The following is a 25,314-nucleotide window of genomic DNA, read 5'->3' as shown; positions in this document are numbered from 1 at the left end:
AGCACATACCGACGTGATACGCCGAATTCGGCGCAGCCGTAGGGCGGACAACCCGGCGTGTGTGCGGCTCCGGTGAAATGGTCCTCGCGGAGGGCGCGCTTCGCGCGGACACCGCGAGGGCTGTTCTCCTGCGGGGGACACCCCCGCACCCCCGGGTCCTGCCGGGCTCATCGTGCTCCATTTTCAGGTGGGCGCCGCCGTGGCCACCCCGGTGGCGATTGGGAAGGGTTCGGAGTTCTTCACCTTCAGTTCGAGCACGCGGTTGGAGCCGTCCCTGGGGGTGATGTTCAGTTCGGAGCCGTTGCCGGAGTCGCACGCCTTGTCGGTGCTCTCCTCCCGCGTTTTCATGACCATCCGGTGAGCCGGCGGGATCGTGAAGTCCTCCAGGGAGAAGACGCAATCCTTGCCGTTGGCGAGGTGGACGGTCAGACGGCCGGAACTCATGAGCTCCGGCGTGCCGGGGTCGATGTACAGGTCGACGTCGTGCGGGCCGACGTTCTGGTAGTCGAGGTGTCCTCTCCAGTGGCCGCCGGAGCCCCAAGCGCCGATCTGCCGCGCGACGAAGGGGAAGCTCAGGGTTCCGGCGACGATGACGCCGAAGGTCGCCAGCATGCTGGTGAACAGGACCCCGCACACGTAACGCACCCCGCGGCGTCTGCGCCCGCGCGGGATCACGATGGTCAGCAGCAGGGTGGCGACCCCGATCACCAGCATGCCGATGCGCACCCCGGGTGAGGGGACGGGGTCTATCTCGACGATGCCGGCCACCCTGACGGGCAGGTCGAGCAATGCGGCGACCAGTAGGCCGAACCCGAGGCCGGCCAGGCAGACGCGGACACTGTCCAAGGGACGCTCCAGGTGGTGCGGGTCGGATGCGGACGGGAGGTCAGGCGGCCTGCTTCGGTTTCTCCTCCTGGAGACGCAGCCATTGGCTCGCGGATTCGGTGAAGGCGGGGTTGCGCATCGTGTCGGCGACGGCGTGGAGGTACAGCGCGGCGCAGACCCGGTAGGGCGTGCTCGTGGCCTCGATGTATGCCTGCCAGCGCTCCCTGTGACGCTTGATCCTCGTCTCGGTGAGGCCGACGATGTACTCGTCGCGCTCCTTACGCCCTTCGAGACCCGCCAGGGTCCGCTCCAGCTTCTTGCGCTCGCGCTGGAGGTCCGCCAGTTTCCCGGCGTAGGGGTTCTCGCCGAGGTAGCCGAAGGTGAAGGTCACGACACCACTGATCGTCAGGAGGCTGGCGAACAGCACGGTCACCGGGATGTGGCCCAGCTTCAGCGCGTCGATCGTCGACACGACCGGTTGCAGGGTGACGGAGTCGATGGTCGGCACGAACAGCACGGCGGTGCGCAGGACGGCCAGTAGCCACACCCCCGCCGACCATCCGGCGAGCACGATCAGCATGCTCGGCAGCAGCGGCGATCGCCAGCCCTCGACCTTCATGCGCCGCGTCCATCCGCCGGCGAGGTGCGGGGCGACGAGCATCGCCCCCGCGGTGCCGATGACGAAGGCCCAGGTCATCAGCGAGTCCTCGCCGAGGTACAGGAAGGTCGCGTACTGGATGGGCAGTTCCACCGCCACGAAGAGGACCAGGACGGCGAAGCGCAGCGTGCCGCCTAGGGCGCGCCGTCTCAGCGTGCGCGTGGGCTCGGCCCACCGGTGTCCCGCGCGCCCGGCGGCACCGAGCCTCGCGGCGCCGTCGCGGGAGTCTTCGTTCGCGCTGTGGCCGCTGAGGACGTGCTGGATGTCCTTCTCCTGCGAGCGCAGCGAGTCGATCTCGTCCGTGATTCGCTTGACCCGTTCCTGGCATTTGCTGAGGTCGAACTGGGTGACGGCGACACGTTGCTCCAGGCGCTCTAGATCGCGCATCTCGCGGACCCGCTCGTGCGCCGTCGCCTCCTCGCGCCTGGCCTCCAGCGTCGTGAGGTACGGCGGACGGCTTCCCGTGGAAAGGCTCCATTCGTCGTACATTCCGGAGCGGCCGTCGTGAACGCCCTTCTTCCTGGCCTCCTCGCGCAGCGACTTGAATTCTTTGTCGGAGGCGGGCTCCTTCGGAGTCGGCCCCCCGTAGGGGTCGTCCTCCATGTCCATTTCCATCTCGCGGGCTTCGAAGCCACTACCGTCGAGGTAGGACATCAGCCGCCACCAGAAGGCGCGGCGCTGGTTCTGGCCCAACGGATTCTCCTTGGTTCAGACGTAGGTCGCCGGGTGTGCGCCGGCCTTTTGGAAGAGCAGGTCCCAGAAATCCCGGATCTGCTGGTCGCGCACCACCTGTTTCGTGACGTCGATGCCGAATCCGATGATCTTGATGTGTGTTCCGTTCAGCCGGGGAAGACGGTTGGTCTGCTGAAGGACCGAGATGATGGCCAGCCGTTTCTCCGGCGTGTCGATCTCCGCTTTGTAGAGGCTCAGTTCCTTGGTGTTCTGCGCCATGTCGCTGATCACTAGGACCTTCGCCGCTTTGTCGAACGGGGCCGTCTGGCGAGCGATCTCGGACAGGGCGCCGATGATGTCCGATCCCGTCCGGGTGTCGGTCTCGGCGAGCGCGCAGTCCAGCAACCGGTTCATCGTGGTGACCGCGGCGGCGCGGCGCAGCAGGCCGATCTGAGTCGCTTTGTTCGGGTTGTTCTGCGGGTTGTCCTGGGGTCCCGCGACGAGTTCCATCGGCTCTTCCCGGCAGTCGGACGATCCCGCGGAGCCGCTGATCACCCCGAAGGCGACCCGGTCGCACTCGGCGAGGAACTTCGGGACCTTACTCTTGATCTTTCCGGGGACGTCGGTGTGCCCGCTGAAGGAAGTCGCGTCCACGATGATCCCGCAGCCGCGCAGGGGCTTGGCCGCCGGCTGCGAGCAGCCGGTGCCGAGGAGCGCGAGGCAGACGACGAGCCCGCCGGCGGCCAGGCGTGAGGCGGGCATCAGGCGGCCCCCCTCTCCCCCGCCGGCACGGCGGCGAGGTGGCGCAGGGCTTCCTCCACGACGCCCCGGATCTTCGGCGACAGGAGAGAGAGGTGGTCGCCGGACAGCACCATCTGCTCCTCGGAGGTCTCCGGCTTGATCTCCGCCGGGACCCAGACCGGAAGACGGATGTCGGTGCGGCCCTTTCTCCTTTTGCGGATGAGATACGCGCGGTCCAGCGACTCGCGGTAGTGCGCCACCATGCGGTTGGACCACCCGGCCACCTCGTGCATCTCGGTGCGCATCCGGCTGATGGCGGCCTCGTACAGGGCGATCTTTCCGGTCATCGCCTGCCGCGCCTCGCTGAACGCGTCCTCAAGGGCGCGTCGTTCCCCGCCGGACGACTTCTCGTGGCGGGCGCTGATGACGTCCTCCGCGGACAGGGGGAAAGTCCGGCCGCCCTTGCCCGCCGCACCGCAGCGGGACCCGATGATCTCCAGCCGACGGGCCAGGTCGTTGACCTTGCCCGCGGCCAGCAGCAGCGCTCCCTGCTCGGGCTTGCTGTCACGGATGAATGCCTTCAGGACCCGTGCGCGCCTGCAGGTGCTTTCGGCGGCGAGGGCTTGGATGTATGTCGTCCACCGCCTGGAATCCAGGCCGTGGTTCTCGGTCGCGAAGTGGTCGTAGGGGACCCCGAGACGTCCGTCCCTGCGTCCGGCCCGGGCGGCCCTGAACTGTTTCGCCGGTCGCCACCACAGGGGCGGCATCCCGGGATTTCTGGAGTTTTGCACCTGTCACCACACTTTCCCGCATCTTCAGCGGAATTCTTATGTCAGCTGTACAACGGGATATCAATGACCCGCGTTCCAGGGTCGGGGAAAGACGTAAGAACTTCGGCGTAGGTGATCATCTCCCGGCAAATCCTGGCTCGCGGGACCGATACACATAAAAGATGTGTACAGCTCGCTACTTGCAGCTCGCTTGCGAGATCATGCGGCGCGGCGGAGCCGTAGACGCCGTCGTTGATAAGGAAGCGCAAGCGACCGGGAAAAGGCCCTGAAATGGTGGCAAGGCAGGCATATGAGCTAAATACGGCAATGGCCCGAAAAAGCTGAATGTCTGAAATATCCAGAAAGTAGATGGGAGGTGGATATCCCTAGGTTTGCAGGTCGGCCTCGTGGGGTGTCCCGGTCAGGCGGTTCTTTCTGCTGAGGAGGTGGAGGGCTAGGGCGCAGGTTGTGCCTATGAGGGTTAGGGCTGTCCAGGGGAGGCTGGGGAGGGATGAGTGGTGGGCGATGTCCAAAGTGAGGCCGGAGAGCAGGGTGCCTGTGGCGATGCCTAGGCCGGCGAGGGTGTTGTAGATGCCGTAGTAGGTGGCGATCATGCGGTCGCCGGCGAGGGTGATGATGGTGGCCATCTCGAAGGGGTAGGCGAGCATGGTGGCGAGGGTCAGCAGGGTGGTGGTGAGCATGATCGGGATCATGGGGGGGACGGGGCCGGTCGGGGGCAGGAAGGGGGCGGTCAGGGCCAGGGGGAGGAAGGCTGCTGACATCAGGAACAAGCCTCTGGTTACGGCTGCGGGTGGGGTCCAGCGGCGGGTGGCCCAGGAGGTCACGTGGGCTTGGGTGGCGATGGTGAGCAGGCCGGACAGGACGAACATCAGGGTTACGCCTAGTTCTCCTCCTGTGGTGCGGCGGATCTCCAGGGGGAGGGTCAGGTAGATCTGGAAGTTGAGGATGTAGGAACCGGACATCGCTCCGGCGAACAGCATGAAGTTGCGGTTGGACAGGGCCTCGGACCAGTCGGCGAGGAAGGGGCGGCCGGTTCGGTGGGTGGAAGTTCGCTGGGGGGGCAGGGCGCGCAGCTGGGCGACGGTGAGGGCGGCGAACATCAGGGCGGCGGTGAGGCAGACCGCGGAGAAGTCGACCTTGTAGAGCAGGAAGCCGATCAAGGGGCCCGCCAGGATGCCCAGCTGGTAGAAGGCGTTGAAGGCGGCGAAGGCCTCCACGCGGCGCTCGCCGGCCTCCTCGGCCAGGTAGGCGCGGACGGCGGGGTTGAACAGGGCGCCGGCCAGGCCGGTGAGGACCGACGCGGCGATGAGCACCGGGACGGTGCCGGCGAGGCCGAGGAGCAGGAAGCCGGCGGTGCGCAGGGCGCAGCCCGCCACGATCGCGGGCTTGTAGCCGAAGCGGTCGGCGAGGGTGCCGCCGATCAGGAACATGCCCTGCTGGCCGAGGTTGCGGACGCCGAGGATCAGGCCCACGACGGCCGCGGAAAGGCCGAGGGCTCCCGACAGGTGCCCGGCCAGGTACGGCATGAGCATGTAGAAGCCGATGTTGATCGTGAGCTGGTTGACGAGCAGGAGCCGCACGGGGCGGTCGAAGGAACGGGCCAGGGCGAGCGTGCTCGTCATCGTGCCGCGCCGGGGACGCGTGTTCCCGTGGGGTCGACGACGGTGGTGCAGCGGGTCCAGCGGACGGGCTCGCGCTCGGCCGGGTGGCGGATCTCGTCCGGCTCGGCGGCGGGCGGCCGGGCCAGCAGCTCGTGGGCCCGGCAGTAGTCGTCGTTGTAGACGGTGTCGAAGTACCGGTGCGGGCCGTCGGGGAAGACGGCGGCGATCCTCACGTGACCGGGCAGGGTGCGGGCGAGCCAGGACGCGACCAGGGCGACGGCACCGACGCTCCAGCCGCCGGTGGCGTAGTGGAGCAGCGCCAGGCGGTGGCACGCCCACACCGCCTCGTGCGGCGCGACCCAGTGCACCTCCTGGAAGGCGCCGTGGTCGACGTTGCGCGGGTGGATGCTGCTGCCGAGACCGCGCATGAGCCGCGGGCGGGCCGGCTGGCCGAAGATCGTGGAGCCGATCGTGTCGACGCCCACCAGCCGCAGGTCGGGGTAGAAGCGGCGCAGCGTCCGGCTGATCCCGGCGCTGTGGCCGCCGGTGCCGACCCCGCACACCAGCACGTCGACCCGGCCGAGCTGCCCGGCGAGCTCCACCGCCAGGCCCCGGTAGGCGGTGACGTTGTCGGGGTTGCCGTACTGGTCGGGACAGTAGGCGTCCGGCGTCATGAGCTCCCTGGCCCGCAGGCGGCGGGCCTGCTGCCATCCGCCCTCGGGGTGCGGGCGGGTGACGACCTCGACCCGTGCGCCGTGCGCGCGGAGCAGGCGGAGCATCAGGGGCTCCATGCCGGGGTCGGTCACCAGCGTGACGGGGTGGCCGTACACGATCCCGGCGAGGGCCAGCCCGAGGCCGAACGTGCCGCTGGTGGACTCCACGATCGGCGCGCCGGGGCGCAGCTCGCCGCGGGCCCTGGCCTGTTCGACGATGTGGAGGGCGGCCCTGTCCTTGATCCCGCCGGGGTTGCTGCCTTCCAGCTTCGCCCAGAAGCCGCCCCGGCCCGCGGCGATCTCCGGTATCCACAGCACCGGGGTGTTGCCGACCACCCGATCCGGGGTGTGGCAGGTGGTCCCGGCCACCATCTGGCTGGGTGAGGGCATGTCGAAGCCCGTGATCGTGCTGGTCATGGTCCGTCCCTGCGAGTCGAGGTCTCCTCCGATTCACTTCGCGTGGGCACGCGGGCGCCGCGGCACCCCGTCGGGGTGCGGCGCGGGCGTGGCCGGGACGGCGGTCATGTGCGGGAGACGGACAGCAGCCGCAGGAACGCGGGCCCCGCGACGGCGGCGCGGGCGGCGCCGCCGGCCGGGCGCCAGGGACACGACGTCTCCGCGCGCTGCGGGCGGCCGTCGAGGGGCGGTGCCACGGGGACGGGCCCGGTGGCCGGGCCGGGGACGGTGGTGACCCCGCACAGCGAGTGGTCGTGGCCGGCGGGCGGATGCGGGTGCGAATGGCCGGGGTGGTCCGAGACGGGACCCACGGACGGCCACGCCTCGGCCGCCGCGCCGTGGTCGTGCGCGGGGGCCTGGTCGAAGGAGAGCCGGTGGCCCGGGTGGATCACCACGGTCATGGCGAGCAGGCCCAGGCACAGGATGAGCCAGGGCCCGCCACGCTGCGCGAACCACCGCGACGAGATCACATCCGCCAACCTAGGTCACATATGGTGACCGATTGGCAACGTAGCGTCCAAATGGTGGTCCCGTGCCGCGCCACGCCCGGGAACCCCGGTTGCCGATCTCCGGCGCCGGGCCGAAGCACACTGGTCGGAGCAGGCCGGGGCTCCGCGACACGGATCCCCCGAGCGGCGGGGGAGTGCTGCGATGGTCCTCACACGACGGGCGATGATGGCCGGCCTCGGCGCGGCGGCCGCCACGTACGGCGCACCGCCAGCCGCCGCCGTCCGCAGGGCGCCTCCGGCCGGCGCCGAGCCGGAGCCACCGGCACTCTTCGGCGCGCCGAAGGGTGTCACGCCCGACCGGCTCGCCCGGGACGAGGGCTTCTGGGAGGGCGTCGCGCGGCGGTTCCAGGTCAGCCCGGACTTCGTCAACCTGGAGAACGGGTACTACGGCATCATGCCGGACCCGGTCCGCGCGGCGTACCACCGCGCCGTCGACCGTCTCAACCGGGAGAACTCCCACCTGCTGCGCACCACCTACCGGGCCGAGGCCGATCGGGTGCGCGAACGCGTCGCCGCCGTGACCGGCGTGCGGCCGGACGAGCTGGCCCTCACCCGGGGCGGAACCGAGGCCCTGCAGAATCTCCTCGCCGGGTACCGCCGCCTGGCGCCGGGCGACGTGGTCATGTACGCCGATCTCGACTACCACAGCACGCAGTACACGATGAACTGGCTGAAGGAGCGCCGGGGCGTGCGCGTGGCACGGCTGGTCGTCCCGGAACCGGCCACCCGCGCCGCGGTGCTGGACGCGTACGCCAAGGCCCTGCGCGAGCACCCGCGGACCCGGCTGCTCCTGATCAGCCACATGAACAACCGCACCGGCCTGGTGCTGCCGGTCGCGGAGCTCGTCGCGATGGCCCGCGAGGCGGGCGCCGACGCCGTCGTGGACGCCGCGCACTCGTGGGGCCAGCTGGACTTCACCATCCCCGGCCTCGGCGCGGACTTCGCCGGTTTCTCCCTGCACAAATGGATGGGTGCCCCCCTCGGCAGCGGCTTCCTCTACATCCGCCGCGACCGCCTGGACGACATCGACCTCGCCTTCGCCGACGAGTCCTTTCCGCGCGACGACATCCGCTCCCGCGTGCACTCCGGCACGATGGACGTCGCCCCGATCCTCGTCACCCCGGTCGCGCTGGACTTCCACGACGCCCTCGGCGCCGCCGTCAAACAGGCCCGGCTGCGCTACCTGCGCGACCGCTGGGTGGAGCAGGTCCGGCACCTTCCCGGCGTGGAGATCCTCACCCCGGACGACCCCGCGATGTACGGCGCGATCACCTCCTTCCGCCTCACCGGCCGCACCTCCGAGGCCGACAACCTGGCGATCGTCAAGCACCTGCTCGACCGCCACCGCGTCTTCACGGTCCGCCGCGGCGGCCTGGCCCGGGGCGACTGCGTCCGGGTGACCCCGGCCCTGTTCACCTCGGCGGGCGACGTCGACCTGCTCGCCAAGGGACTGCGCGAGCTGGCCGGACGGCCCGGCTAGAGGGCCTGCGGCGGGCCCGTGCTGGCGCGGATTTTCAGTTCGACGGGGACCGGGTGGAGGACGGCGGGGGCCGGGGTTCTGGTGCGGAGCTGTTCCACCAGGATGTCCACGCACACGCGGCCGACGCGGGTGAAGTCCTGGTGGACGGAGGTGAGGGGGGGCCAGAAGTGGGCGGATTCTGGCATGTCGTCGAAACCGGCGAGGCTGACGTCGTGTGGGACGCGGCGGCCGGCCTCGTGCAGGGCGTGCAGGGCGCCGAGGGCCATCTGGTCGTTGGCGGCGAAGACGGCGGTGACGTCGGGGCGGGCGGCGAGGTAGCCGCCGAGGCGGTGGCCGGAGGCGGCGGTCCAGTCGCCGAACAGGACCTGGGGGACGGGGCGTCCGGCGCGTTCCAGGGTGCCGCGCCAGGCGGCGTGCCGGTGCTTGGCGGAGTGGGAGTCGGGCGGTCCCGCGATGTGCCAGACCGTCCGGTGGCCGAGGCCGAGCAGGTGCTCGGTGGCCAGGCGCGCTCCGTCCGCCTGGTCGGAGTCGACCCGGGGGTGGTCGTGGCCGCCGTGGCCGTCGGCCACGACGACGGGGATCCCCGGGGGGAGCAGCAGGGACGGGGTGTCGAGCACCTCGGCCTCGACGATGACGATGCCGTCCACAGCCTGTGTACCGAGCCGGGCGAAGGCCCTGTGCACCTCCTGGCTGGTCGGTGTGGTGATGCCGGCGAGGTTGATGGAGAACCCGGCCTCGCGGGCGGCGGTGGCGACGCCGTCCAGGGTGCGCATGTTGCCGTGGCTGCCGAGTGAGAAGCTGATCAGCCCGATCGTGCCGAACCGGCCGGTGGCGAGGGCGCGGGCGGCGATGTTGGGCTGGTAGCCGAGCGCCCGCATGGCGTTCAGCACGCGCTCCCTGGTCGCCCCCTCGACGTTGGCCCGGTTGTTGGCCACCCGCGACACGGTCTGCGGGGACACCCCGGCCAGCCGCGCGACGTCGGCCATGGAGGGGGCCCCGTGGCCCCGGCCGGATCTCGCCCCGTCGTCGAGGATGGTCACCCACGCCCTCCCTGTCCTCGGTCGAATCGTGCCACAACCCCCACGGGGGCACCCAGAGTCATGGCAGCGCTAACACACATGATGGCCGTCCCGCGTGACGGCGATGTGTCGGGCGGCGAAAAACCTCCAGCTCAGCGGGGGCTCTCTTGACGGCCCTCCCCGCCGCTGTGATGCTCGATCTTCTACGACCCTGGTAGCGCTAACACGAGGGGAAGTGGGATGCCGTATGCCCGGTTCCGGAGGGAGGAGCCGCCGCGGCGTCCCGCGCCACCACTGGACGGGGTGGGCCTTCTGCCTTCCGTTCTGCGCGGTCTTCCTGGTGGCGATCGTGGCGCCGCTGGCGTACGCCATGTACCTGAGCCTCTTCCAGGACCGGCTGGTCGGCGGTGTCGTCTTCGCGGGGGCGGCCAACTACGCGGCGGCCTTCACCGACCGCCTGTTCCACGTCGGCCTGCTCCGGGTCGCGCTGTTCCTCGCGGTGCAGGTCCCGATCATGCTGGGCCTCGCCACGCTGCTGGCCCTCGCCGTCGACAGCGGGCGCCTGCGGTGGTCGGGGGTGTACCGCATCGGGGTGTTCGTGCCGTACGCGGTGCCCGCGGTGGTCGCGTCGCTCATGTGGGGCTACCTGTACGGCGACCGGTTCGGCGTGCTCGGCGGCGAGGCGCTGTCGGGCTCGTGGATCCTCGTCTCCATCGGCAACATCGTCACCTGGGAGTGGACCGGCTACAACATGCTGATCCTGTACGCCGCGCTGCGGGTCGTCCCCACCGAGCTGTACGAGGCCGCCGAGATCGACGGCGCGGGGGAGATCCGCAAAGCGTGGAGCATCAAACTGCCCGCGCTGCGCCCGGCGCTGCTGCTGGCCACGATCTTCTCCATCATCGGCAGCTTCCAGCTCTTCAACGAGCCCAACGTGCTGGCCACGCTCGCGCCCGCGCAGATCACCACCTACTACACGCCGAACATGTACGCCTACAACCTCGCCTTCAACGGCCAGCAGTACAACTACGCCGCGGCGATCGCCGTGGTGCTCGGCCTGGTGACCATCGTCGTGTCGTACGCGGTGCAGCTGACCGCCGGCCGCAGGGAGCGCCTGTGGTGAGACGCGCGGCGCTGACGGTCCCCATGCTGGCCATGCTGCTGTACTGCCTGCTCCCTCTGGTCTGGCTGACGATCAGCGCGACCAAGACCAACGCCGGCCTGGCGGACAGCCCGGGTCTGTGGTTCGCGGACGACTTCGCGCTCGCGGACAACGTCCGGCAGGTCTTCGTCTACCAGGACGGCGCCTACGGCCGGTGGCTCGCCAACACGGTGCTGTACGCCGTGGTGGGCGCGGGCGGCGCCACCGCCATCGCCGCGCTCGGCGGGTACGCCCTGGCCGTCTACGAGTTCCGCGGCGCCAAGGTGCTGTTCGCCGTGGTGCTCGGCGCGATCACCGTGCCCACCACCGCCCTCGCGGTGCCGACGTTCCTGTTGTTCACCAGGATCGGCCTGGTGAACACGCCGTGGGCGGTGCTCGTGCCCGCCCTGGCCAGCCCGTTCGGCCTCTACCTGATGCGCGTCTACGCCGCGGGCGCGGTGCCCCCCTCGATGATCGAGGCCGCCCGGCTGGACGGGGCGGGCGAGCTGCGCATCTTCCTGTGCATCGCGCTGCGCCTGCTGCGCCCGGGGCTCGTCACCGTGCTGCTGTTCACGCTGGTGGCGACGTGGAACAACTACTTCCTCCCGCTGATCATGCTGAGCGACCCCGCGTGGTACCCGCTCACCATCGGCCTCAACCAGTGGAACAGCCAGGCGGGCAGCAGCTCGGGCGGGCAGGCCGTCCACAACCTCGTGCTCACCGGCTCCCTCATCGCGATCATCCCGCTCGTCCTGGCTTTCCTCTTCCTCCAGCGGTACTGGCGGTCGGGGCTGGCGGCGGGCGCCGTCAAGCAGTAGTGACCCCACCCCAGGGAGATCATCATGCGAAAGTCAGTGATCGCCGCACTCGCCCTGTGCCTGCTCCCCCTCGCCGGGTGTGGCGGGTCCCCGACGCCCCCCGCGGCGGAGGCCCCACGGCCCGCCGCCACCGACGTCGAGCAGGCGCTGGCGACCGGCGCCACGCTCACGTTCTGGTCCTGGGTGCCCGGCATCGAGAAGGCGGTCGACCTGTTCCGGAGCAAGTACCCGAAGGTCACGGTGAACCTGGTCAACGCCGGGCAGTCCGCCGCGCAGTACACCAAGCTGCAGTCCGCGGTGAAGGCGGGCAGCGGCGCGCCCGACGTGGCGCAGATCGAGTACTTCGCGCTGCCGCAGTTCGCCCTGTCCAAGGCGGTGGTCGACCTCAACCCGTACGGGGCGGCGTCGTGGAAGGGGTTGTTCACCGAGTCGGCCTGGGCCCAGGTGAACGTGAACGGCGGCGTCTACGGCGTGCCGCAGGACACCGGGCCGATGGCCATGTTCTACCGCAAGGACCTCCTGGACCGGGCCGGGGTGAAGCCGCCCGCCACCTGGGACGAGTTCGTCACCGCCGCCCAGAAGCTCAAGAAGGCGAACCCGTCGTCGTTCATCACCACCATCGACCCCGGTGACGCGGGCGGTGTCGACAGCCTCATCTGGCAGGCCGGCGGCAGGCCCTTCGCCATCACCGGCCCGTCCGGCGTGCGGGTCGACCTCCAGGACGCGGGTGCCAAGCGGTGGGCGGCGCTGTGGACGAGGCTGCTCAAGGACGAACTGGTCGATCCCGCCGCCGGGTGGAACGACGCCTGGTGGCAGGGGATGAGCGGCGGCAAGTACGCCATGTGGCTGACCGGGGCGTGGGCGCCGGGCGCCATCGAGAGCACGATCCCGCAGACCAAGGGCAGGTGGCGGGTGGCGCCCATGCCGCGGTGGGACGCCGGGACGCCGGTCAACGCCGAGAACGGCGGGTCGAGCGTCGCGGTGCTGGCGCAGAGCGAGAACACGCTCGCGGCGGCCGGCTTCGCCAAGTGGCTGAACTCCGACCCCGAGGCCGTGCGGATGCTGAACACCGCGTCCGGCCTGTTCCCCGCCACCGGGGAGCTGCTGAACAGCCCCGAGTTCACCGACGCCGAGATGCCCTTCTTCGACGGCCAGCGGGCCAACGAGATCCTCGCGCGCGGCTCGGCCGAGGTGGCGGCGGGCTGGAACTACCTGCCCTTCCAGGTCTACGCCAACAGCGTGATCAAGGACACCGTCGGCCAGGCCCTCGCCGGCCGGAGCGACATCGCCGCCGGGCTGTCCGCCTGGCAGCAGCAGATCACCGGCTACGCCAAGCAGCAGGGCTTCACCGTCACCACCGGCCCCTGAGCGACGACCCCGATCCCCGGCGGGCGCCGTCCGGCGACCGCCCGTCCCGTCCCGAGGAGGACCATGCCGCACCGCTGGATCCGCTGGCCGAGGCCCACCGGCCTCGCCCACGGCGCCGACTACAACCCCGAGCAGTGGCCCGAGGAGGTCTGGCACGAGGACGTCCGGCTCATGCGCGAGGCCGGGGTCAACCTCGTCAGCGTCGGCGTCTTCTCCTGGGCCCGCCTCCAGCCGACCGCGAAGACCTGGGCGTTCGGCTGGCTGGACCGGGTGATGGACCTGCTGCACGAGGGCGGGATCGCCGTCGACCTCGCCACCGCGACCGCATCGCCCCCGCCGTGGCTCACCCATGCCCACCCCGAGATGCTGCCCGTGGACGCCGAGGGCCGCCGCCTGCACCACGGCGGGCGGCAGGCGTGGTGCCCGAGCTCCCCCGTCTACCGGGTGCACGCGCTGCGGCTGACGGAGGAGCTGGCCACGCGGTACGGCGGGCACCCGGCCCTGGCGATGTGGCACGTCTCCAACGAGCTCGGCTGCCACAACGCCCACTGCCATTGCGACGTCTCCGCCACGGCGTTCCGGCGCTGGCTCCAGCGGCGGCATGGCACCCTTCCCGGCCTCAACGCCGCCTGGGCGACCGACTTCTGGTCCCAGGTCTACTCGGACTGGGCGGAGATCCTGCCGCCGCGACCGGCGCCCACCTTCGTCAACCCCACCCAGCGGCTCGACTTCGCCCGCTTCTGCTCCGACGAGCTGCGCGACCAGCTGCGCGCCGAGCGCGACGTGCTGCGCCGCCTCACCCCCGATATCCCGGTGACCACCAACTTCATGATCGCCGGCGCGAAGAACATGGACTACGCGTCCTGGGCGGACGACGTCGACCTCGTCGCCAACGACCACTACCCCGACGGCGCGCGGGCTCGCCCGCACGTCGAGCTGGCCTTCGCCGCCGACCTGACCCGGGGGGTGGCGGGCGGGCGGCCCTGGCTGCTGATGGAGCACGCGCCGAGCGCGGTCAACTGGCAGCCGGTCAACGTCGCCAAGCCCGCCGGGACCCTGCGCCTCGGCAGCCTCGCCCACGTGGCCCGCGGCGCGGACGGCGCGTGCTTCTTCCAGTGGCGCGCCTCCCGGGCAGGCGCGGAGAAGTACCACTCGGGCATGGTGCCGCACGCGGGCACCGACTCGAAGATCTGGCGCGACGTGGTGGCCCTCGGCGGGAACCTGGCCGCGCTGGCCGAGGCCGCGGGTTCCCGGGTGGTCGCCGACGTGGCGCTGCTGTTCGACTGGGAGTCGTGGTGGGCCGTCGAGCTGGACTCCCATCCGGCCGCGCTGCGCTACCGGGAGATCACCCTCGGGTGGTACGAGGCGCTGTGGCAGGCCGGGATCACCGCCGACGTCGTCCCGCCCACGGCCGATCTGGACGGCTACCGGCTCGTCCTCGCCCCGGCCCTGCACCTGGTCACCGACGCCACGGCCGCCCGCCTGGCCGAGTACACCGATGGGGGCGGCCACCTGCTCGTCACCTACTTCTCCGGCATCGTGGACGAGAACGACCACATCCGCCTCGGCGGCTACCCCGGCGCGCTGCGCGAGCTGCTGGGCGTGCGCACCGAGGAGTTCTTCCCCCTGCTGCCCGGCGCCACGGTCGCCGTGCACCACGACTCACCGGGACCGGAGTGGACCGCCGCCACGTGGACCGAGCTGATGCGCGCGACCACCGCGCGGCCCGTCGCCACCTACGCCGAGGGCCCGCTGGCCGGCGTCCCCGCGGTCACGGTGAACCGGCACGGCGACGGCCTGGCCTGGTACGCCGCCACCCAGCTCGACCCCGGGTCCACGGCCGCGCTGGTGTCCCGGGTCCTGGCGGAGGCGGGGGCGGCGCCGCCCGCCGAGGCCACCGGCGGTCCCGAGCTGGTACGGCGCCGCAGCCCGCACGCGGACTACCTGTTCGCCCTCAACCACGCGGACGCCCCTGCCTTCGTGCGCGCGGGCGGCACCGACCTGCTCACCGGCACCGAGCACCCCGCCGAGGGCTGGACCGAGGTGCCGCCCGGCGGGGTGGTCGTGCTGCGCACCGTCACTCGGTGACGTTGTTCACCTCGATCGTCTGGATCTGCCCGGTGGTGAACGGCACGCTGAGGGTCTTGCCGGACAGCCGGGTGTCGGCGCGCCGGACGTAGAGGTCGTCGCCGCCGGTGTGGGTGGACCACCGCGTCACCGCCCCGCCGGCGTCCCCGGCGACCTGCCCGAAGGCCGACAGGTCGAAGATGAGCCGCTGCGCCGCCCCGGTGTTGATCGCGACCAGCACCAGGCGGCGGGCGGCCGGGTCGTACGCCGCGATCGAGTCGCCCGCGCTGGTCGGCATGATGCGCATCCCGGGCCGGATGTGCCGGGTGAACTGCGCGAACGCGTAGTACTTGGTCTGCACGGCCCCCGGCTGCGAGGTGTTGCCGTCATAGGCGATCATCGACCAGGCGGCGCTCGGGTCCATCACCTGCCAGTACACCCACGCGGTGGGCTTCAGCCAGCGGAAGTCCAGGAACAGGTTGGTGGCCATCGTCCGGCCCGTCCCGTCGTTCTGCCCGGTCTCGGAGTTCCACAGCGCCTTGCCCGCCCCGGTGACCTCGCTGTACAGCAGGTCCCTGCGCCCGCCCGAGCCCTGGTAGCCGTGCACGTTCACCCGGCCCACCAGGGCGCGGGTCTGGGAGTTGAAGGCGGCCCAGGTGGTACGGGCCTGGTCGTAGCTGGTCTCGTCCGAGGCGGCGATGGTCATGCCGGACAGCCCCAGCCGGTTCAGCTCGGAACGCAGGTGGCCGAGCACGGTGGCCTGCACGCCGGCGCCGATGTGGCAGCCCTCCTGCGTGCCGTCGGCCCGCCACCAGTTGGCGGACGGCTCGTTGAACGGCTCCACCGAGGCGAACCGCACGCCCCAGGAGTCCTGCGCGCGGCGGGCCGTGGCGGCGAGGTAGGTGGCGAACTGCCGCTCTGTTTGAACCTCGGGATGTTGGGCGAGGCCACCATCGACTCGCCGTTCACCGAGTTCCAGCTACAGGCCCCGAGGTTGTAGCGGGCGATGTTCAGCCCGAGGCCGGGGAGCGTGCGGCCGCTGTAGGAGACGTCCCGCAGCGTGAAGAAGGCGTCGGCGAAGTCGTCCCGGTCGCCGAACACGTTGGCCCACCAGGCGAGGGACGTGCCCCAGCCCTCCCAGGGCCCGTAGCCGGCGCCCGGGTCGACCCGGATGGTGACGTCCGCGTGGGCCGTGCCTACCGGCAGGGCTCCCGCCAGCAGGACTCCGCCGGCTCCGGCGAGCAGGGTTCTGCGCCTCATGAACGTTCTCCTCGTGTCCTCGGCCGCGGCTCGGGAGAAGGGACAGGCGGCCGTCGTCGCGGTCGGATGGTGAGCCCTTCACGCGGGAGGTGTCCATGGCACCGGGCACCGGGCGCACAGGGGGACGTGGGGGGTCAGCGGCCTTCGCGCTGCTCACCCCGCCGAGGGGGGCCGATGCCGTGGCGCGCGGAGATGAAAATTACGGTCCGCGGTTCCGATCGGTTCCGCCGGTGGACGGGTCATTTTCGATCAGTTCCGATCGGTACGATGGCGGGGTGGAGAGCTGCGCATGACGGTGTCCGACCCGCCCGGCCCGCTGCCGTACGAGCGCCGGGCCCAGGTGGTCGATCTGCTGCGGCGGCGCGGCGTGGTCCGCGTCAACGACCTGGCGGCCGAGCTGGACGTCTCCGTCATCACCATCCGGCGGGACATCGCGCTGCTGGCCGCCCAGGGGGTGATCCGCCGGGTGCGCGGCGGCGCCGTGCTCCACACCCAGGCCGAGGACGAGGACACCGCGCCGGACACCGGCGACGTGCCGGGGGCGAGGCTCACCGTCGGCCTGGTGGTGCCGTCGCTCACCTACTACTGGCCCGACGTGACCCGCGGCGTGCGCGCCGCCGCCGGGCCGTCGTCCGCCCGGGTCGTCCTGCGGGGCGCGACCTACCAGGCGGCCGACGAGCGGCGCCAGCTGACGTGGCTGGTCGAGTCGATGGCGGTGGACGGGCTGCTGGTGGCGCCGACCACCACGGGCGAGGAGGGGGAGTCGCTGGTGCGGTGGCTGCAGTCCGCCGCCGTGCCGGTGGTGCTGCTGGAGCGTGCCGCCACGGTGGGGCCCTACCGCGAGGCGATGGAGTCGGTGGTCAGCGACCACGCGCTCGGCGCCGCCATGGCGGTGCGCCACCTCGCCACGCTCGGGCACCGGCGGATCGGCGTGGTCACCCCGCGGCGCAGCCCCACCACCCCGCACGTGCGGCGCGGGTGGCGGCAGGCGTGCGAGGAGCTCGGCCTGCCGCTGGACGGCACGCCCGACGTGGACAACGCGGTGGACCACACCGACCCGGGGCTGCCCGAGGCGCTCGACGGCGTGCTCGACGCGTGCCTCGCCTCCGGAACCACCGCGCTGCTGGTCCACTCCGACCGGGAGGCGATCTCCCTGGTGGTGCGCTGCCAGGTGCGCGGCGTCCGGGTGCCGGGCGACCTCAGCGTGGTCGCCTACGACGACGAGGTGGCCGAGCTCTGCGACCCGCCCCTGACGGCCGTCCGCCCGCCCAAGGCCTCCGTCGGCCACGCCGCCTTCGACCTGCTGGCCGCCCGCCTCGCCGACCGCGACCCGCACCGCGCCGCGCACCGCGTGGTCATCGCCCCCCGCCTGATCGTGCGCTCGTCCTCGGCGGCGCCACCCGCCTGATCAGGGCGTCTCCACCACGTCGGTCACCCCGTCCGGCCAGGCCACCCGGGCGCGTCCCGGCCCGTCCCAGGTGACGACCGGCGCGCCGCCCGGCTCCTCGCCGCCGAGGTGGATCAGCGCCGTGTACCACCGGTCCGGCCGCGCGGGCCCCGGGGTGGCGCACCACGGCACGAGCGTCCAGGGCGCGAGCGGCGTCCCGTCCCCGGCCGAGACCACCCCGGACGCCTCCAGCCCCGGCCCGCCGACGACCCGCGACCACACCGTGCCCCGCGCCGTGGCCGCCCCGTCGGCCGGGGAGTCCGCGGCCGTCCAGTCCGGGTGCGGCGCCGGCACGGGCCAGCCGCCGACGCGCAGCGGGCCGCACTCCTCGCCGGCGGGCGCGGACAGGCGGATCAGGCGGGCCTCCCAGGGGCCGCGTACGGCGGAGACGACCTCGATCCACGGGCCGAGGCGCACCGCGCCGGAGTAGCCGGAGCCGTGGTCGGGCTGCCCGGCGTCCGGGGTCACCCAGTGGGCGCGCCAGCGCGACGCCCCGGCCGTTGTCCCGGTGAGCAGGGCCCCGGCCCGCAGGGTCTCGAAGCCCGTCCGGTGGCTGGGCTCGTCGCCGGGGCCGAGGAGCACGACCGACTGGTCCAGGGGACGGCCCGCGTGCTCCCCGGCGAGGATCGGCGAGGTGGCGGTGGAGTACCCGAGGCGCGCGTACAGCGGCGCGTCGGTCAGGTGGGTGCCGGGCAGGGAGTGGTCGGTGCCGTGGTTGACCACGCGCACGACGCCGTCGGCGCGGGTGCCGGCGACCAGCCACCCGGGCGCGGAGACCACGCGGTGGAAGTCGCCGCGCTCCACCGGCAACGGCTCCTCGACGGCCGTCCACACCGGGTGGTCCGCGGGCAGGGCCAGCCCGTACAAACCCTTGGAGGCCCAGTACGGCGAGCCGGGGCCGGAGTACGACTGGGCGATGGGCCGCCACTCGTGGTGCCAGCCGAGGGTCAGCACGCCGTCGCCGTCCGGCGACCCCCGGTCGGTGAAGTGGCGGGCGATCCCGGAGGCGGCGCGGCGCAGCAGCCCGGGGGAGAGTCCCGGCAGGTGCCGGGCGCCCGCCCAGAACTGCGCGGCGGCGGCGAACCGGTAGGTGAGGCTGCGGCCCTGCATCAGGGGCGAGCCGTCGCCGCCGACCAGGTGGAGCGCGTCGTCCAGGTAGCGTTCGAGCCGCAGCAGGTACGCCGGCCGTCGCGACTCCGCCCGGGGGTCGCCCGCCGCCATCTCGGCCCACAGCAGCGGGTAGAAATGCAGTGCCCACCCGGCGTAGTGGTCGTAGGAGCGCTCGGCGCCGTCGCGGTACCAGCCGTCCCGTCGCGCGAAGCCGTCGGTGACCTCCAGCGCCGAGTCGATGTCCTCCGGGGAGAACGGGCCGCCGACCGAGGCGAGGAACTGCTCGACGACGATCTGGAACCACAGCCAGTTGATCGGTGGGTACTCCGCGCCGATCGCCCCCGCGAGGTAGTCCACGACCCGTTCCCGCACCGGCGCGTCGAGGCGGTCCCACAGCCACGGCCGGGTCAGGTGGAGCACCAGGGCGATGGACGCGGCCTCGACCTTCGCCTGCCCGTGCTCCTCCAGGCGCACCCAGCGCTCGGGCGAGCGGGGGTCGGTGCCCGCGGCGATGCCCTCGGCGTACCACTCCATCAGCCCCAAGGGGTCGTGCCCTCCCTCGCCCGCCACGCGGAACCCGGCGGCGAGGAAGGTGCGGGCGAAGCCCTCAAGCCCGTCGACGTCCGCGCCGTAGCCTCCCGGCGGGCCGGGGAACGAGATCCGCGCGTGGGAGGGCGAGGCGTACTTCCTCGCGGACGTCAGGAGGCGGTCGGCGAGCGCCGCCCAGTGGTCCCGGGTCCATCCGGTGCACGGCGAGAGGTCCCGGTCGTCCGGCGGCATGCCCATAACGTCCTTCCGGCTCGCAGGTCCGATCACCAACGATCAGAACCGGCCTTGAATCACGCTTTACCTGGTCTTGACATGATTGTAATGACCGTAAATGATCGGGCCCACTGGTTAAGCGCTCTCCGTGTGAGGGGATCTGCGTGACCGATCGACGTCGCCCGCAGGCTCTGCTGGTCATGGATCCCGGCAGTTTCCGGATGCAGTTCCAGACGCCGCAACTCCGGCGGCTGCGCAGCCTGGCCGAACTGGCCGAGCCGGTCAGCACGGCCGACCTCGACGCGGCCCACGTGCGGCGCAGGCTGCGCGAGGTCGAGGTGCTGCTGACCTCGTGGGGCTGCCCGCCGCTGACCGGGGAACGGCTCGCCGACGCCCCGAGGCTGCGCGCGATCTTCCACTGCGCGGGCACCGTGCGCTTCTTCGTCACCGACGAGGTCTGGCGCCGCGGCATCCTGGTGACCAACGCCGCGCACGAGAACGCCATCCCGGTCGCCGAGTTCACCCTGGCCGCCGTCATCTTCGCCGGCAAGAAGGCGCCGTTCCTCGCGCAGGACGCGCGCAGGCACCGGGACGACTGGTCCTACGTGGGCGGCCGGGGCGACCTGTCCAACCGCGGGCGCACCGTCGGCGTCGTCGGCTACTCCCGGGTGGGGCGCCGCGTCGTGGAGCGGCTGCGCGGCCTGGAGATGAACGTGCTGGTCACCGACCCGTACGCCGTCGAGGCCGAGGTCGCGGAGGCGGGCGCCCGGCTGGTGCGGCTGCCCGACCTGCTGCGCCGCAGCGACGTGCTGACGCTGCACGTCCCGGCGCTGCCGTCCACCCGCCACCTCATCGGCGCCAGGGAGCTGTCGCTGCTGCGTGACGGGGCGACCGTCATCAACACCGCGCGCGGCGCCGTCCTCGACACCGCCGCGCTGGAGCGCGAGTGCGCCTCGGGACGGCTGTACGCGATCCTCGACGTCACCGAGCCCGAGCCGCTGCCCGCCGCGTCGGTGCTGTACGACCTGCCCAACGTCATGATCACGCCGCACATCGCCGGGTCCCGTGGCGCCGAGGCCCGGCGGCTGAGCGAGAGCGCGCTCGACGAGCTCGACCGTTACCTGACCGGACGGCCGCCGCGTGCCGCCGTCACCGCCGAAGAAATCGCCACAGGCGCCTGAGCCCGACCCGGCTCGACGGAGAGGAGACCGGACGATGACCGTATCGACCACCTCGGGAAGGGCCGCCGCGCGCCGCCGTCTCGGGGTATGCCTGGGCGCGGTGGCCGCGCTCTCCCTCGTCCTCGCGGCCTGCGGCGGCGGCGCGGACGAACCGGAGAGCGGCGGCGGCGGCCCGGTCACCCTGACCGTCACGACGTGGAACCTCGCCAAGACCCCCGAGTTCACCGCGCTCTTCGACGCCTTCGAGAAGGCCAACCCGGGCATCACCGTCAAGCCGGTGGACATCCTCGCCGACGACTACCCGCAGAAGGTCACCACGATGCTCGCGGGCGGCGACAAGAGCGACGTGGTCACCATGAAGACCCTCACCGACTACGCGCGGCACTCCAGCCGCGGCCAGCTCCTCGACATCACCTCCGTGGTCAAGTCCGCGGACACCAACGGCCTCGCGGGTCTCGACACCTACGACGTCGGCGGCGCCTACTACGCCATGCCCTACCGCCAGGACTTCTGGCTGCTCTACTACAACAAGAAGGTCTTCGACGACGCCGGCGCCGACTACCCCGACGGCCTGACCTGGGACCAGTACGCGGCCCTCGCCAAGCGGCTCACCAAGGGCGAGGGCACGAAGAAGGTCTACGGCACCTACCACCACACCTGGCGCTCGGTCTTCCAGGCCATCGCGGCGGCGCAGACCGGCGGCGACCAGCTCAGCGGGAACTACGGCTTCATGACCGACCAGTACACGATGGGCCTGGACCTGCAGAAGTCCGGCGCGGCCATGGACTACGGCACCGCGACCTCCCAGCAGGCCGACTACCGCTCGACGTTCGAGAGCGGCGCGACCGCGATGATGCCGATGGGCACCTGGTACGCCTCCGGCATCCTGGAGTCGAGGAAGAAGGGCACGACCGACGTCGAGTGGGGTCTCGCCCCGATGCCGCAGCGTCCCGGCGCCACCGGCGTCACGACGTTCGGCGCGCCGACCGCGTTCGCCGTCAACAAGCGGTCCGAGCACGCCGAGGCGGCCAAGAAGTTCGTGGCGTTCGCGGCGAGCAAGGCGGGGGCCGAGGTCGTCGCCAAGGTGGGCGTCGCGCCCGCGCTGCAGACCCCGGAGATCATCGACGCGTACTTCTCGGTGCAGGGCATGCCCGCCGACGCGCTGTCCAAGAAGGCGTTCGCGCCGGACAAGGTGGTGCTGGAGATGCCGGTGGACGAGAAGAGCGCCGACGTCGACACCATCCTCAACGAGGAGCACCAGCTCATCATGGTCGGCGAGAAGTCGGTCGCCGACGGCATCAAGACGATGAACGACCGCGTCAGGAGCGAAGTCCTGAACTGACGGGAGCCGCGGGACGAGGACAGCCGATGACACAAGCGCTGACGAAGGAGACGCGGGACGCCCCCGCCCGGCCGGACGAGCCCTCCGGCCGGGCGGCGGCCCGGCGGCGGGCGCGGCGGGGCGCCCTGGTCGGCTGGAGCTTCATCCTGCCGAACTTCATCGGCTTCGCCCTGTTCACCCTGGTGCCGATGCTCGCGGCGCTCGCCCTGGCGTTCATGGACTGGGACTCCTACAACACCCCCGAGTGGGTGGGGCTGGAGAACTTCCGGCGGCTGCTCGACGACGAGAACATGCGGGTCGCCCTGGTCAACACCCTCTACTACGCCGCCGGCCACATCCCGCTGACGCTGGCCGCCGCGCTCGGGCTGGCGATCCTGCTGAACAGCAGGATCCGCGGCGCGCGGTTCTTCCGCACGGCGGCCTTCCTGCCGTACATCACCTCCCTGGTCGCGGTGGCCATCGTCTGGAACATGCTGTTCAACCCCACGGCCGGGCCGATCAACCAGCTGCTGGAGGCCCTCGGGATCGCGGACCCGCCCCGGTGGACGGCCAGCACCACCTGGGCGATGCCCGCGGTGATCGTCACCAGCGTGTGGCGGGACATGGGGTACTACATGGTGCTCTACCTCGCCGGGCTGCAGACGATCCCGCCGGAGTACCACGAGGCCGCCAAGGTGGACGGCGCGAACGCATGGCAGCGCTTCTGGAGCATCACCCTGCCGTGCCTGCGGCCCACGACGTTCTTCGTCCTGGTCATGCTGACCATTCAGAGCTTCAAGGTGCTCGACCTGATCGTGGTGATGACCGGTGGCGGGCCGGGCCGCAGCACGCTGGTGCTGTCGCAGCTGGTGTACCGGGAGGGCATCGTCGAGGGCCACTTCGGCTACTCGTCCGCGATCGCGCTGGTGCTGTTCGTCATCGTGCTGACCGTCACCGTGACGCAGTTCCGGGTGAACGAACGGAGGTACGCCCAGTGACCCTGCTCCGTGAGGCGCCCGTGACGGCGCCGCCCGAGACCCGGGGCACCGCCGGGCGGGGGCCGCTGCGCACGGCGGTGGCCTACGTGTCCCTCACCGCCGTGGCGCTGCTGGTGCTCCTGCCGCTCGGGCTGATGGTGTCCGCGTCGCTGAAGCAGGACAACCAGGTCTTCACCATCCCCTTCGAGTGGTTCCCCCGGGAGCTGCGCTGGTCGAACTTCACCGAGATCTGGGGACGCGTCCCGATGGTGACGTACCTCGGCAACTCGGCCCTGCTGTCGGTCGCCGTCACCGCGTTGCAGGTGCTCACCGGGAGCTTCGCCGCCTATGGGTTCGCGAAGGTGCGCTTCCCCGGGAGGGACGCGCTGTTCCTCGCCTACATCGGCACGATCGCCGTGCCGTGGCAGGCCTACATGGTGCCGCAGTACATCATGATGCAGCGGGCCGAGCTGACGGACACGTACTGGTCGATCATCCTGTTGCAGGCGTTCGGGGCGTTCGGCGTCTTCCTGATGCGCCAGTACTACATGTCGATCCCCGACGAGCTGTGCGAGGCCGCGCGCATCGACGGGCTGAGCGAGTACGGCATCTACCGGCGGATCATGCTGCCGCTGTCCAAGCCCGCGCTCGCCAGCCTGGCCCTGCTCACGTTCGTCGGCACCTGGAACGACTACATGGGGCCGTTCATCTACCTGACCAGCAACGAGCTGTGGACCGTGCAGCTCGGCCTGCGCTCGTTCGTCGGCCAGTACGAGGCCGAGTACGCGATGATCATGACGGGGGCGGTGCTGTCCGTGCTGCCCGTCCTGGTGATCTTCCTGTTCGGCCAGCGGTACTTCATCCGCGGCATCGCCACGTCCGGCCTGAAGGGATGAACGGGATGCGCGGGCTGCTCCGCCCCGCCCGCCAGGCGACCTACGAGAGCCTGTTCGGCACCGTCTACACCGCCCTTCTGACGAACGTCCTGCTCGCCCTCACCTGCGCCCCCCTGCTCGCCGCGCTCGCCGTGGTCCGCGACCCTCTGGCGTCCTGGCCGTTCTTCGCCGTGCTGTCCCTGCCCTGCGCCCCCGCCCTGACCGGCGCCTTCGCCTGCTTCGCCACCCTCGGCGAGGCCCCGCCCGCAGGCGTGGCCCGGACGTTCTGGCGCGCCTACCGCCGCTCCGCCCCCCGCGCCCTGGCCACCTGGACCGCCGGGACGGCCATCGTCGCCGTCCTCGTCCTCGACGCCGTCATCGTCTCCCGCACCCCCTGGGGCCCGGCCCTCGTCCCGTTCTTCGCCACCGCCGCCGTGCTGACCGTGGCCACTGTCCTCGCCCTGCTCGTCCTGGCCTCGGAACCCCGGCCCGGCCGGTCGCCGGACGTCCGGCCCGGCCGGTCGCACGGCACCGTCCTGCCGTGCCTGTACCTCGTGGCGCGGCGCTGGTACCTCGCCCCCGTCGTGGTCGCCGTCCTCGGCCTGACCGCGGCCGTGGTCCTCGCCAAGCCGCTGATCGGCCTCCTGCTGGCGTGCTCGCCCCTGCTCTACGCCGCGTGGGCCACCACCCGCTTCATCGTGGCCCCCCTGCTGCCCGACGGCGCCCCCGCCTGATGGCCCGGCTGCTCACCGCGGGCCTGTGCAGCGTGACCTACCGCGCCCTGCCCCCCGAACGCGTGATCGCCCTGGCCGCGGAAGCCGGCCTGGACCACATCGAATGGGGCCAGGACGTCCACGTCCCCTTCGGCGACGAGTCCAGGGCCCACCGCGTCGGCGAGGCGACCCGCGCCGCCGGCCTGTCCGTCTCGGCCCTCGGCTCCTACTACCGCGCGGGCGCCATCACCGACCCCGCCGAGGACGAACGCGTATGGCGCCGCGTGGTGGCCGCCGCCCACGCCCTGGGCGCCCCCCGCGTCCGCGTCTGGGCGGGCACCCACCCCTCCGCCACCGCCCCGCCCGCCACCCGCCGCGAGACCCTCGACGCCCTGAGACGTTGCACCGAATCCGCCCCCGGCCTGACCGTCGCCACCGAGTTCCACGACCGCACCCTCACCGACACCTCAGCCTCCACCCGCGCCATGCTCGACGAGATCCCCACCCTCCGCACCTACTGGCAACCCCCCAACGGCATGCCTACCCCCGAAGCCCTCACCGGCCTCCAAGCGGTCCTCGACCGCGTCGACGCCGTCCACGCCTTCAGCTGGTGGCCCACCCCCCTCGACCGCCACCCCCTCGACCACCGCGAGTCCCTGTGGAAGGCCGTCGCGGACATGCTCGCCGCCACGGGCCGCCCGATGTCCGTCTCCCTGGAGTTCGTCCCCGGCGACGACCCCGCCGTCCTGACCCGGGAGGCCGCCGCCCTGCGCCGCCACCTGGAGCGGGCCACACCGTGACGGTCCCGC

The 25,314-nt window shown here is 71.8% G+C and carries 22 protein-coding genes; 12 read left to right on the top strand and 10 right to left on the bottom strand.

The genetic code is table 11. The annotated features are described in order from the left end of the window. Positions 1-183 precede the first annotated feature (183 nt). From ACFP1K_RS12420 to ACFP1K_RS12390, 7 genes are all read right to left on the bottom strand, one after another. Positions 184-846, bottom strand: coding sequence for a hypothetical protein (locus ACFP1K_RS12420; protein WP_380750981.1), 663 nt, complete (start codon positions 844-846; stop codon positions 184-186). A gap of 40 nt (positions 847-886) precedes the next feature. After that, positions 887-2,176 (bottom strand): hypothetical protein, encoded by a 1,290-nt coding sequence (locus ACFP1K_RS12415; protein ID WP_380750978.1) that lies wholly within the window; start codon positions 2,174-2,176, stop codon positions 887-889. Between the two features lie 15 nt (positions 2,177-2,191). Continuing rightward, on the bottom strand, positions 2,192-2,917 hold the full coding sequence (locus ACFP1K_RS12410) for a hypothetical protein (protein WP_380750975.1): 726 nt from the start codon (positions 2,915-2,917) through the stop codon (positions 2,192-2,194). Next, positions 2,917-3,663 (bottom strand): hypothetical protein, encoded by a 747-nt coding sequence (locus tag ACFP1K_RS12405; protein WP_380750972.1) that lies wholly within the window; start codon positions 3,661-3,663, stop codon positions 2,917-2,919. Before ACFP1K_RS12405 ends, ACFP1K_RS12410 begins: the two co-directional genes overlap by 1 nt. Before the next feature lie 389 nt (positions 3,664-4,052). Beyond that, positions 4,053-5,309, bottom strand: a complete 1,257-nt coding sequence (locus tag ACFP1K_RS12400) for an MFS transporter (RefSeq protein WP_380750969.1) — start codon at positions 5,307-5,309, stop codon at positions 4,053-4,055. Further along, positions 5,306-6,418 (bottom strand): PLP-dependent cysteine synthase family protein, encoded by a 1,113-nt coding sequence (locus ACFP1K_RS12395; protein ID WP_380750966.1) that lies wholly within the window; start codon positions 6,416-6,418, stop codon positions 5,306-5,308. The genes ACFP1K_RS12400 and ACFP1K_RS12395 overlap by 4 nt, the downstream gene beginning before the upstream one ends. A gap of 104 nt (positions 6,419-6,522) precedes the next feature. Next, the gene (locus ACFP1K_RS12390; RefSeq protein WP_380750963.1) at positions 6,523-6,927 is read right to left on the bottom strand and encodes a hypothetical protein; all 405 of its coding nucleotides are present in this window, start codon (positions 6,925-6,927) and stop codon (positions 6,523-6,525) included. 181 nt (positions 6,928-7,108) lie between these two features. Here ACFP1K_RS12390 and ACFP1K_RS12385 point away from each other — a divergent pair, with 181 nt between their 5' ends. Next, the gene (locus tag ACFP1K_RS12385) at positions 7,109-8,446 is read left to right on the top strand and encodes an aminotransferase class V-fold PLP-dependent enzyme (RefSeq protein ID WP_380750960.1); all 1,338 of its coding nucleotides are present in this window, start codon (positions 7,109-7,111) and stop codon (positions 8,444-8,446) included. Here the strand turns inward: ACFP1K_RS12385 and ACFP1K_RS12380 are convergent. Continuing rightward, the gene (locus ACFP1K_RS12380; RefSeq protein ID WP_380750957.1) at positions 8,443-9,486 is read right to left on the bottom strand and encodes a LacI family DNA-binding transcriptional regulator; all 1,044 of its coding nucleotides are present in this window, start codon (positions 9,484-9,486) and stop codon (positions 8,443-8,445) included. The two genes, ACFP1K_RS12385 and ACFP1K_RS12380, sit on opposite strands and share 4 nt — an antisense overlap. Positions 9,487-9,712: 226 nt before the next feature. Here ACFP1K_RS12380 and ACFP1K_RS12375 point away from each other — a divergent pair, with 226 nt between their 5' ends. The 4 genes from ACFP1K_RS12375 to ACFP1K_RS12360 all read left to right on the top strand — a co-directional run bounded on the left by ACFP1K_RS12375 (position 9,713) and on the right by ACFP1K_RS12360 (position 14,880). Then, positions 9,713-10,588: a carbohydrate ABC transporter permease gene (locus ACFP1K_RS12375; protein ID WP_380750954.1), complete on the top strand. Its 876-nt coding sequence runs from the start codon at positions 9,713-9,715 to the stop codon at positions 10,586-10,588. After that, positions 10,582-11,424: a carbohydrate ABC transporter permease gene (locus ACFP1K_RS12370; protein ID WP_380750951.1), complete on the top strand. Its 843-nt coding sequence runs from the start codon at positions 10,582-10,584 to the stop codon at positions 11,422-11,424. Before ACFP1K_RS12375 ends, ACFP1K_RS12370 begins: the two co-directional genes overlap by 7 nt. A 24-nt stretch (positions 11,425-11,448) precedes the next feature. Next, positions 11,449-12,792 carry an ABC transporter substrate-binding protein gene (locus ACFP1K_RS12365; protein ID WP_380750948.1) on the top strand — a complete coding sequence of 448 codons (1,344 nt, stop codon included), beginning with the start codon at positions 11,449-11,451 and terminating at the stop codon, positions 12,790-12,792. Positions 12,793-12,855: 63 nt separating this feature from the next. Next, positions 12,856-14,880 carry a beta-galactosidase gene (locus ACFP1K_RS12360; protein WP_380750945.1) on the top strand — a complete coding sequence of 675 codons (2,025 nt, stop codon included), beginning with the start codon at positions 12,856-12,858 and terminating at the stop codon, positions 14,878-14,880. On the opposite strand, the gene ACFP1K_RS12355 is transcribed toward ACFP1K_RS12360, so the two are convergent. Beyond that, entirely contained in the window at positions 14,870-15,718 is an 849-nt protein-coding gene (locus tag ACFP1K_RS12355; RefSeq protein ID WP_380750942.1) for a hypothetical protein, read from the bottom strand. The genes ACFP1K_RS12360 and ACFP1K_RS12355 overlap by 11 nt on opposite strands. Before the next feature lie 690 nt (positions 15,719-16,408). On the opposite strand from ACFP1K_RS12355, the gene ACFP1K_RS12350 reads away from it, so the two are divergent. Further along, positions 16,409-17,527, top strand: coding sequence for a substrate-binding domain-containing protein (locus tag ACFP1K_RS12350; protein ID WP_380750939.1), 1,119 nt, complete (start codon positions 16,409-16,411; stop codon positions 17,525-17,527). On the opposite strand, the gene ACFP1K_RS12345 is transcribed toward ACFP1K_RS12350, so the two are convergent. After that, the gene (locus ACFP1K_RS12345; protein WP_380750936.1) at positions 17,528-19,456 is read right to left on the bottom strand and encodes a DUF2264 domain-containing protein; all 1,929 of its coding nucleotides are present in this window, start codon (positions 19,454-19,456) and stop codon (positions 17,528-17,530) included. A gap of 146 nt (positions 19,457-19,602) precedes the next feature. Between ACFP1K_RS12345 and ACFP1K_RS12340 the strand changes: the two genes are divergently transcribed. Genes ACFP1K_RS12340 through ACFP1K_RS12315 form a run of 6 tightly spaced genes read left to right on the top strand, consistent with a single transcriptional unit; the run spans position 19,603 to position 25,305 of the window. Continuing rightward, the gene (locus ACFP1K_RS12340; RefSeq protein ID WP_380750933.1) at positions 19,603-20,619 is read left to right on the top strand and encodes a hydroxyacid dehydrogenase; all 1,017 of its coding nucleotides are present in this window, start codon (positions 19,603-19,605) and stop codon (positions 20,617-20,619) included. Positions 20,620-20,653: 34 nt separating this feature from the next. Beyond that, on the top strand, positions 20,654-21,961 hold the full coding sequence (locus tag ACFP1K_RS12335; RefSeq protein WP_380750930.1) for an ABC transporter substrate-binding protein: 1,308 nt from the start codon (positions 20,654-20,656) through the stop codon (positions 21,959-21,961). Positions 21,962-21,987: 26 nt separating this feature from the next. Then, a complete protein-coding gene (locus tag ACFP1K_RS12330; protein WP_380750927.1) occupies positions 21,988-22,938 on the top strand; it encodes a carbohydrate ABC transporter permease in 951 nt (316 codons plus the stop codon). After that, positions 22,935-23,813 carry a carbohydrate ABC transporter permease gene (locus ACFP1K_RS12325; protein ID WP_380750924.1) on the top strand — a complete coding sequence of 293 codons (879 nt, stop codon included), beginning with the start codon at positions 22,935-22,937 and terminating at the stop codon, positions 23,811-23,813. The genes ACFP1K_RS12330 and ACFP1K_RS12325 overlap by 4 nt, the downstream gene beginning before the upstream one ends. A gap of 5 nt (positions 23,814-23,818) precedes the next feature. After that, positions 23,819-24,526: a hypothetical protein gene (locus tag ACFP1K_RS12320; protein ID WP_380750921.1), complete on the top strand. Its 708-nt coding sequence runs from the start codon at positions 23,819-23,821 to the stop codon at positions 24,524-24,526. Continuing rightward, a complete protein-coding gene (locus ACFP1K_RS12315; protein ID WP_380750918.1) occupies positions 24,526-25,305 on the top strand; it encodes a sugar phosphate isomerase/epimerase family protein in 780 nt (259 codons plus the stop codon). Before ACFP1K_RS12320 ends, ACFP1K_RS12315 begins: the two co-directional genes overlap by 1 nt. Positions 25,306-25,314: the final 9 nt, after the last annotated feature.

This window comes from Sphaerisporangium aureirubrum (assembly GCF_042658925.1).
GTDB lineage: Bacteria > Actinomycetota > Actinomycetes > Streptosporangiales > Streptosporangiaceae > Sphaerisporangium > Sphaerisporangium aureirubrum.
This window is presented reverse-complemented; position numbering and strand designations above follow the sequence as displayed.

Bases quoted from the DNA above. Each gene is read 5' to 3' on its own strand.
- ACFP1K_RS12360 (WP_380750945.1), top strand. From the start codon at position 12,856: ATGCCGCACCGCTGGATCCGCTGGCCGAGGCCCACCGGCCTCGCCCAC.
- ACFP1K_RS12335 (WP_380750930.1), top strand. From the start codon at position 20,654: ATGACCGTATCGACCACCTCGGGAAGGGCCGCCGCGCGCCGCCGTCTC.
- ACFP1K_RS12365 (WP_380750948.1), top strand. From the start codon at position 11,449: ATGCGAAAGTCAGTGATCGCCGCACTCGCCCTGTGCCTGCTCCCCCTC.
- ACFP1K_RS12320 (WP_380750921.1), top strand. From the start codon at position 23,819: ATGCGCGGGCTGCTCCGCCCCGCCCGCCAGGCGACCTACGAGAGCCTG.
- ACFP1K_RS12405 (WP_380750972.1), bottom strand. From the start codon at position 3,663: ATGCCGCCCCTGTGGTGGCGACCGGCGAAACAGTTCAGGGCCGCCCGG.
- ACFP1K_RS12385 (WP_380750960.1), top strand. From the start codon at position 7,109: ATGGTCCTCACACGACGGGCGATGATGGCCGGCCTCGGCGCGGCGGCC.
- ACFP1K_RS12375 (WP_380750954.1), top strand. From the start codon at position 9,713: ATGCCCGGTTCCGGAGGGAGGAGCCGCCGCGGCGTCCCGCGCCACCAC.
- ACFP1K_RS12345 (WP_380750936.1), bottom strand. From the start codon at position 19,456: ATGCCGCCGGACGACCGGGACCTCTCGCCGTGCACCGGATGGACCCGG.
- ACFP1K_RS12410 (WP_380750975.1), bottom strand. From the start codon at position 2,917: ATGCCCGCCTCACGCCTGGCCGCCGGCGGGCTCGTCGTCTGCCTCGCG.
- ACFP1K_RS12350 (WP_380750939.1), top strand. From the start codon at position 16,409: ATGACGGTGTCCGACCCGCCCGGCCCGCTGCCGTACGAGCGCCGGGCC.
- ACFP1K_RS12330 (WP_380750927.1), top strand. From the start codon at position 21,988: ATGACACAAGCGCTGACGAAGGAGACGCGGGACGCCCCCGCCCGGCCG.
- ACFP1K_RS12395 (WP_380750966.1), bottom strand. From the start codon at position 6,418: ATGACCAGCACGATCACGGGCTTCGACATGCCCTCACCCAGCCAGATG.
- ACFP1K_RS12400 (WP_380750969.1), bottom strand. From the start codon at position 5,309: ATGACGAGCACGCTCGCCCTGGCCCGTTCCTTCGACCGCCCCGTGCGG.
- ACFP1K_RS12315 (WP_380750918.1), top strand. From the start codon at position 24,526: ATGGCCCGGCTGCTCACCGCGGGCCTGTGCAGCGTGACCTACCGCGCC.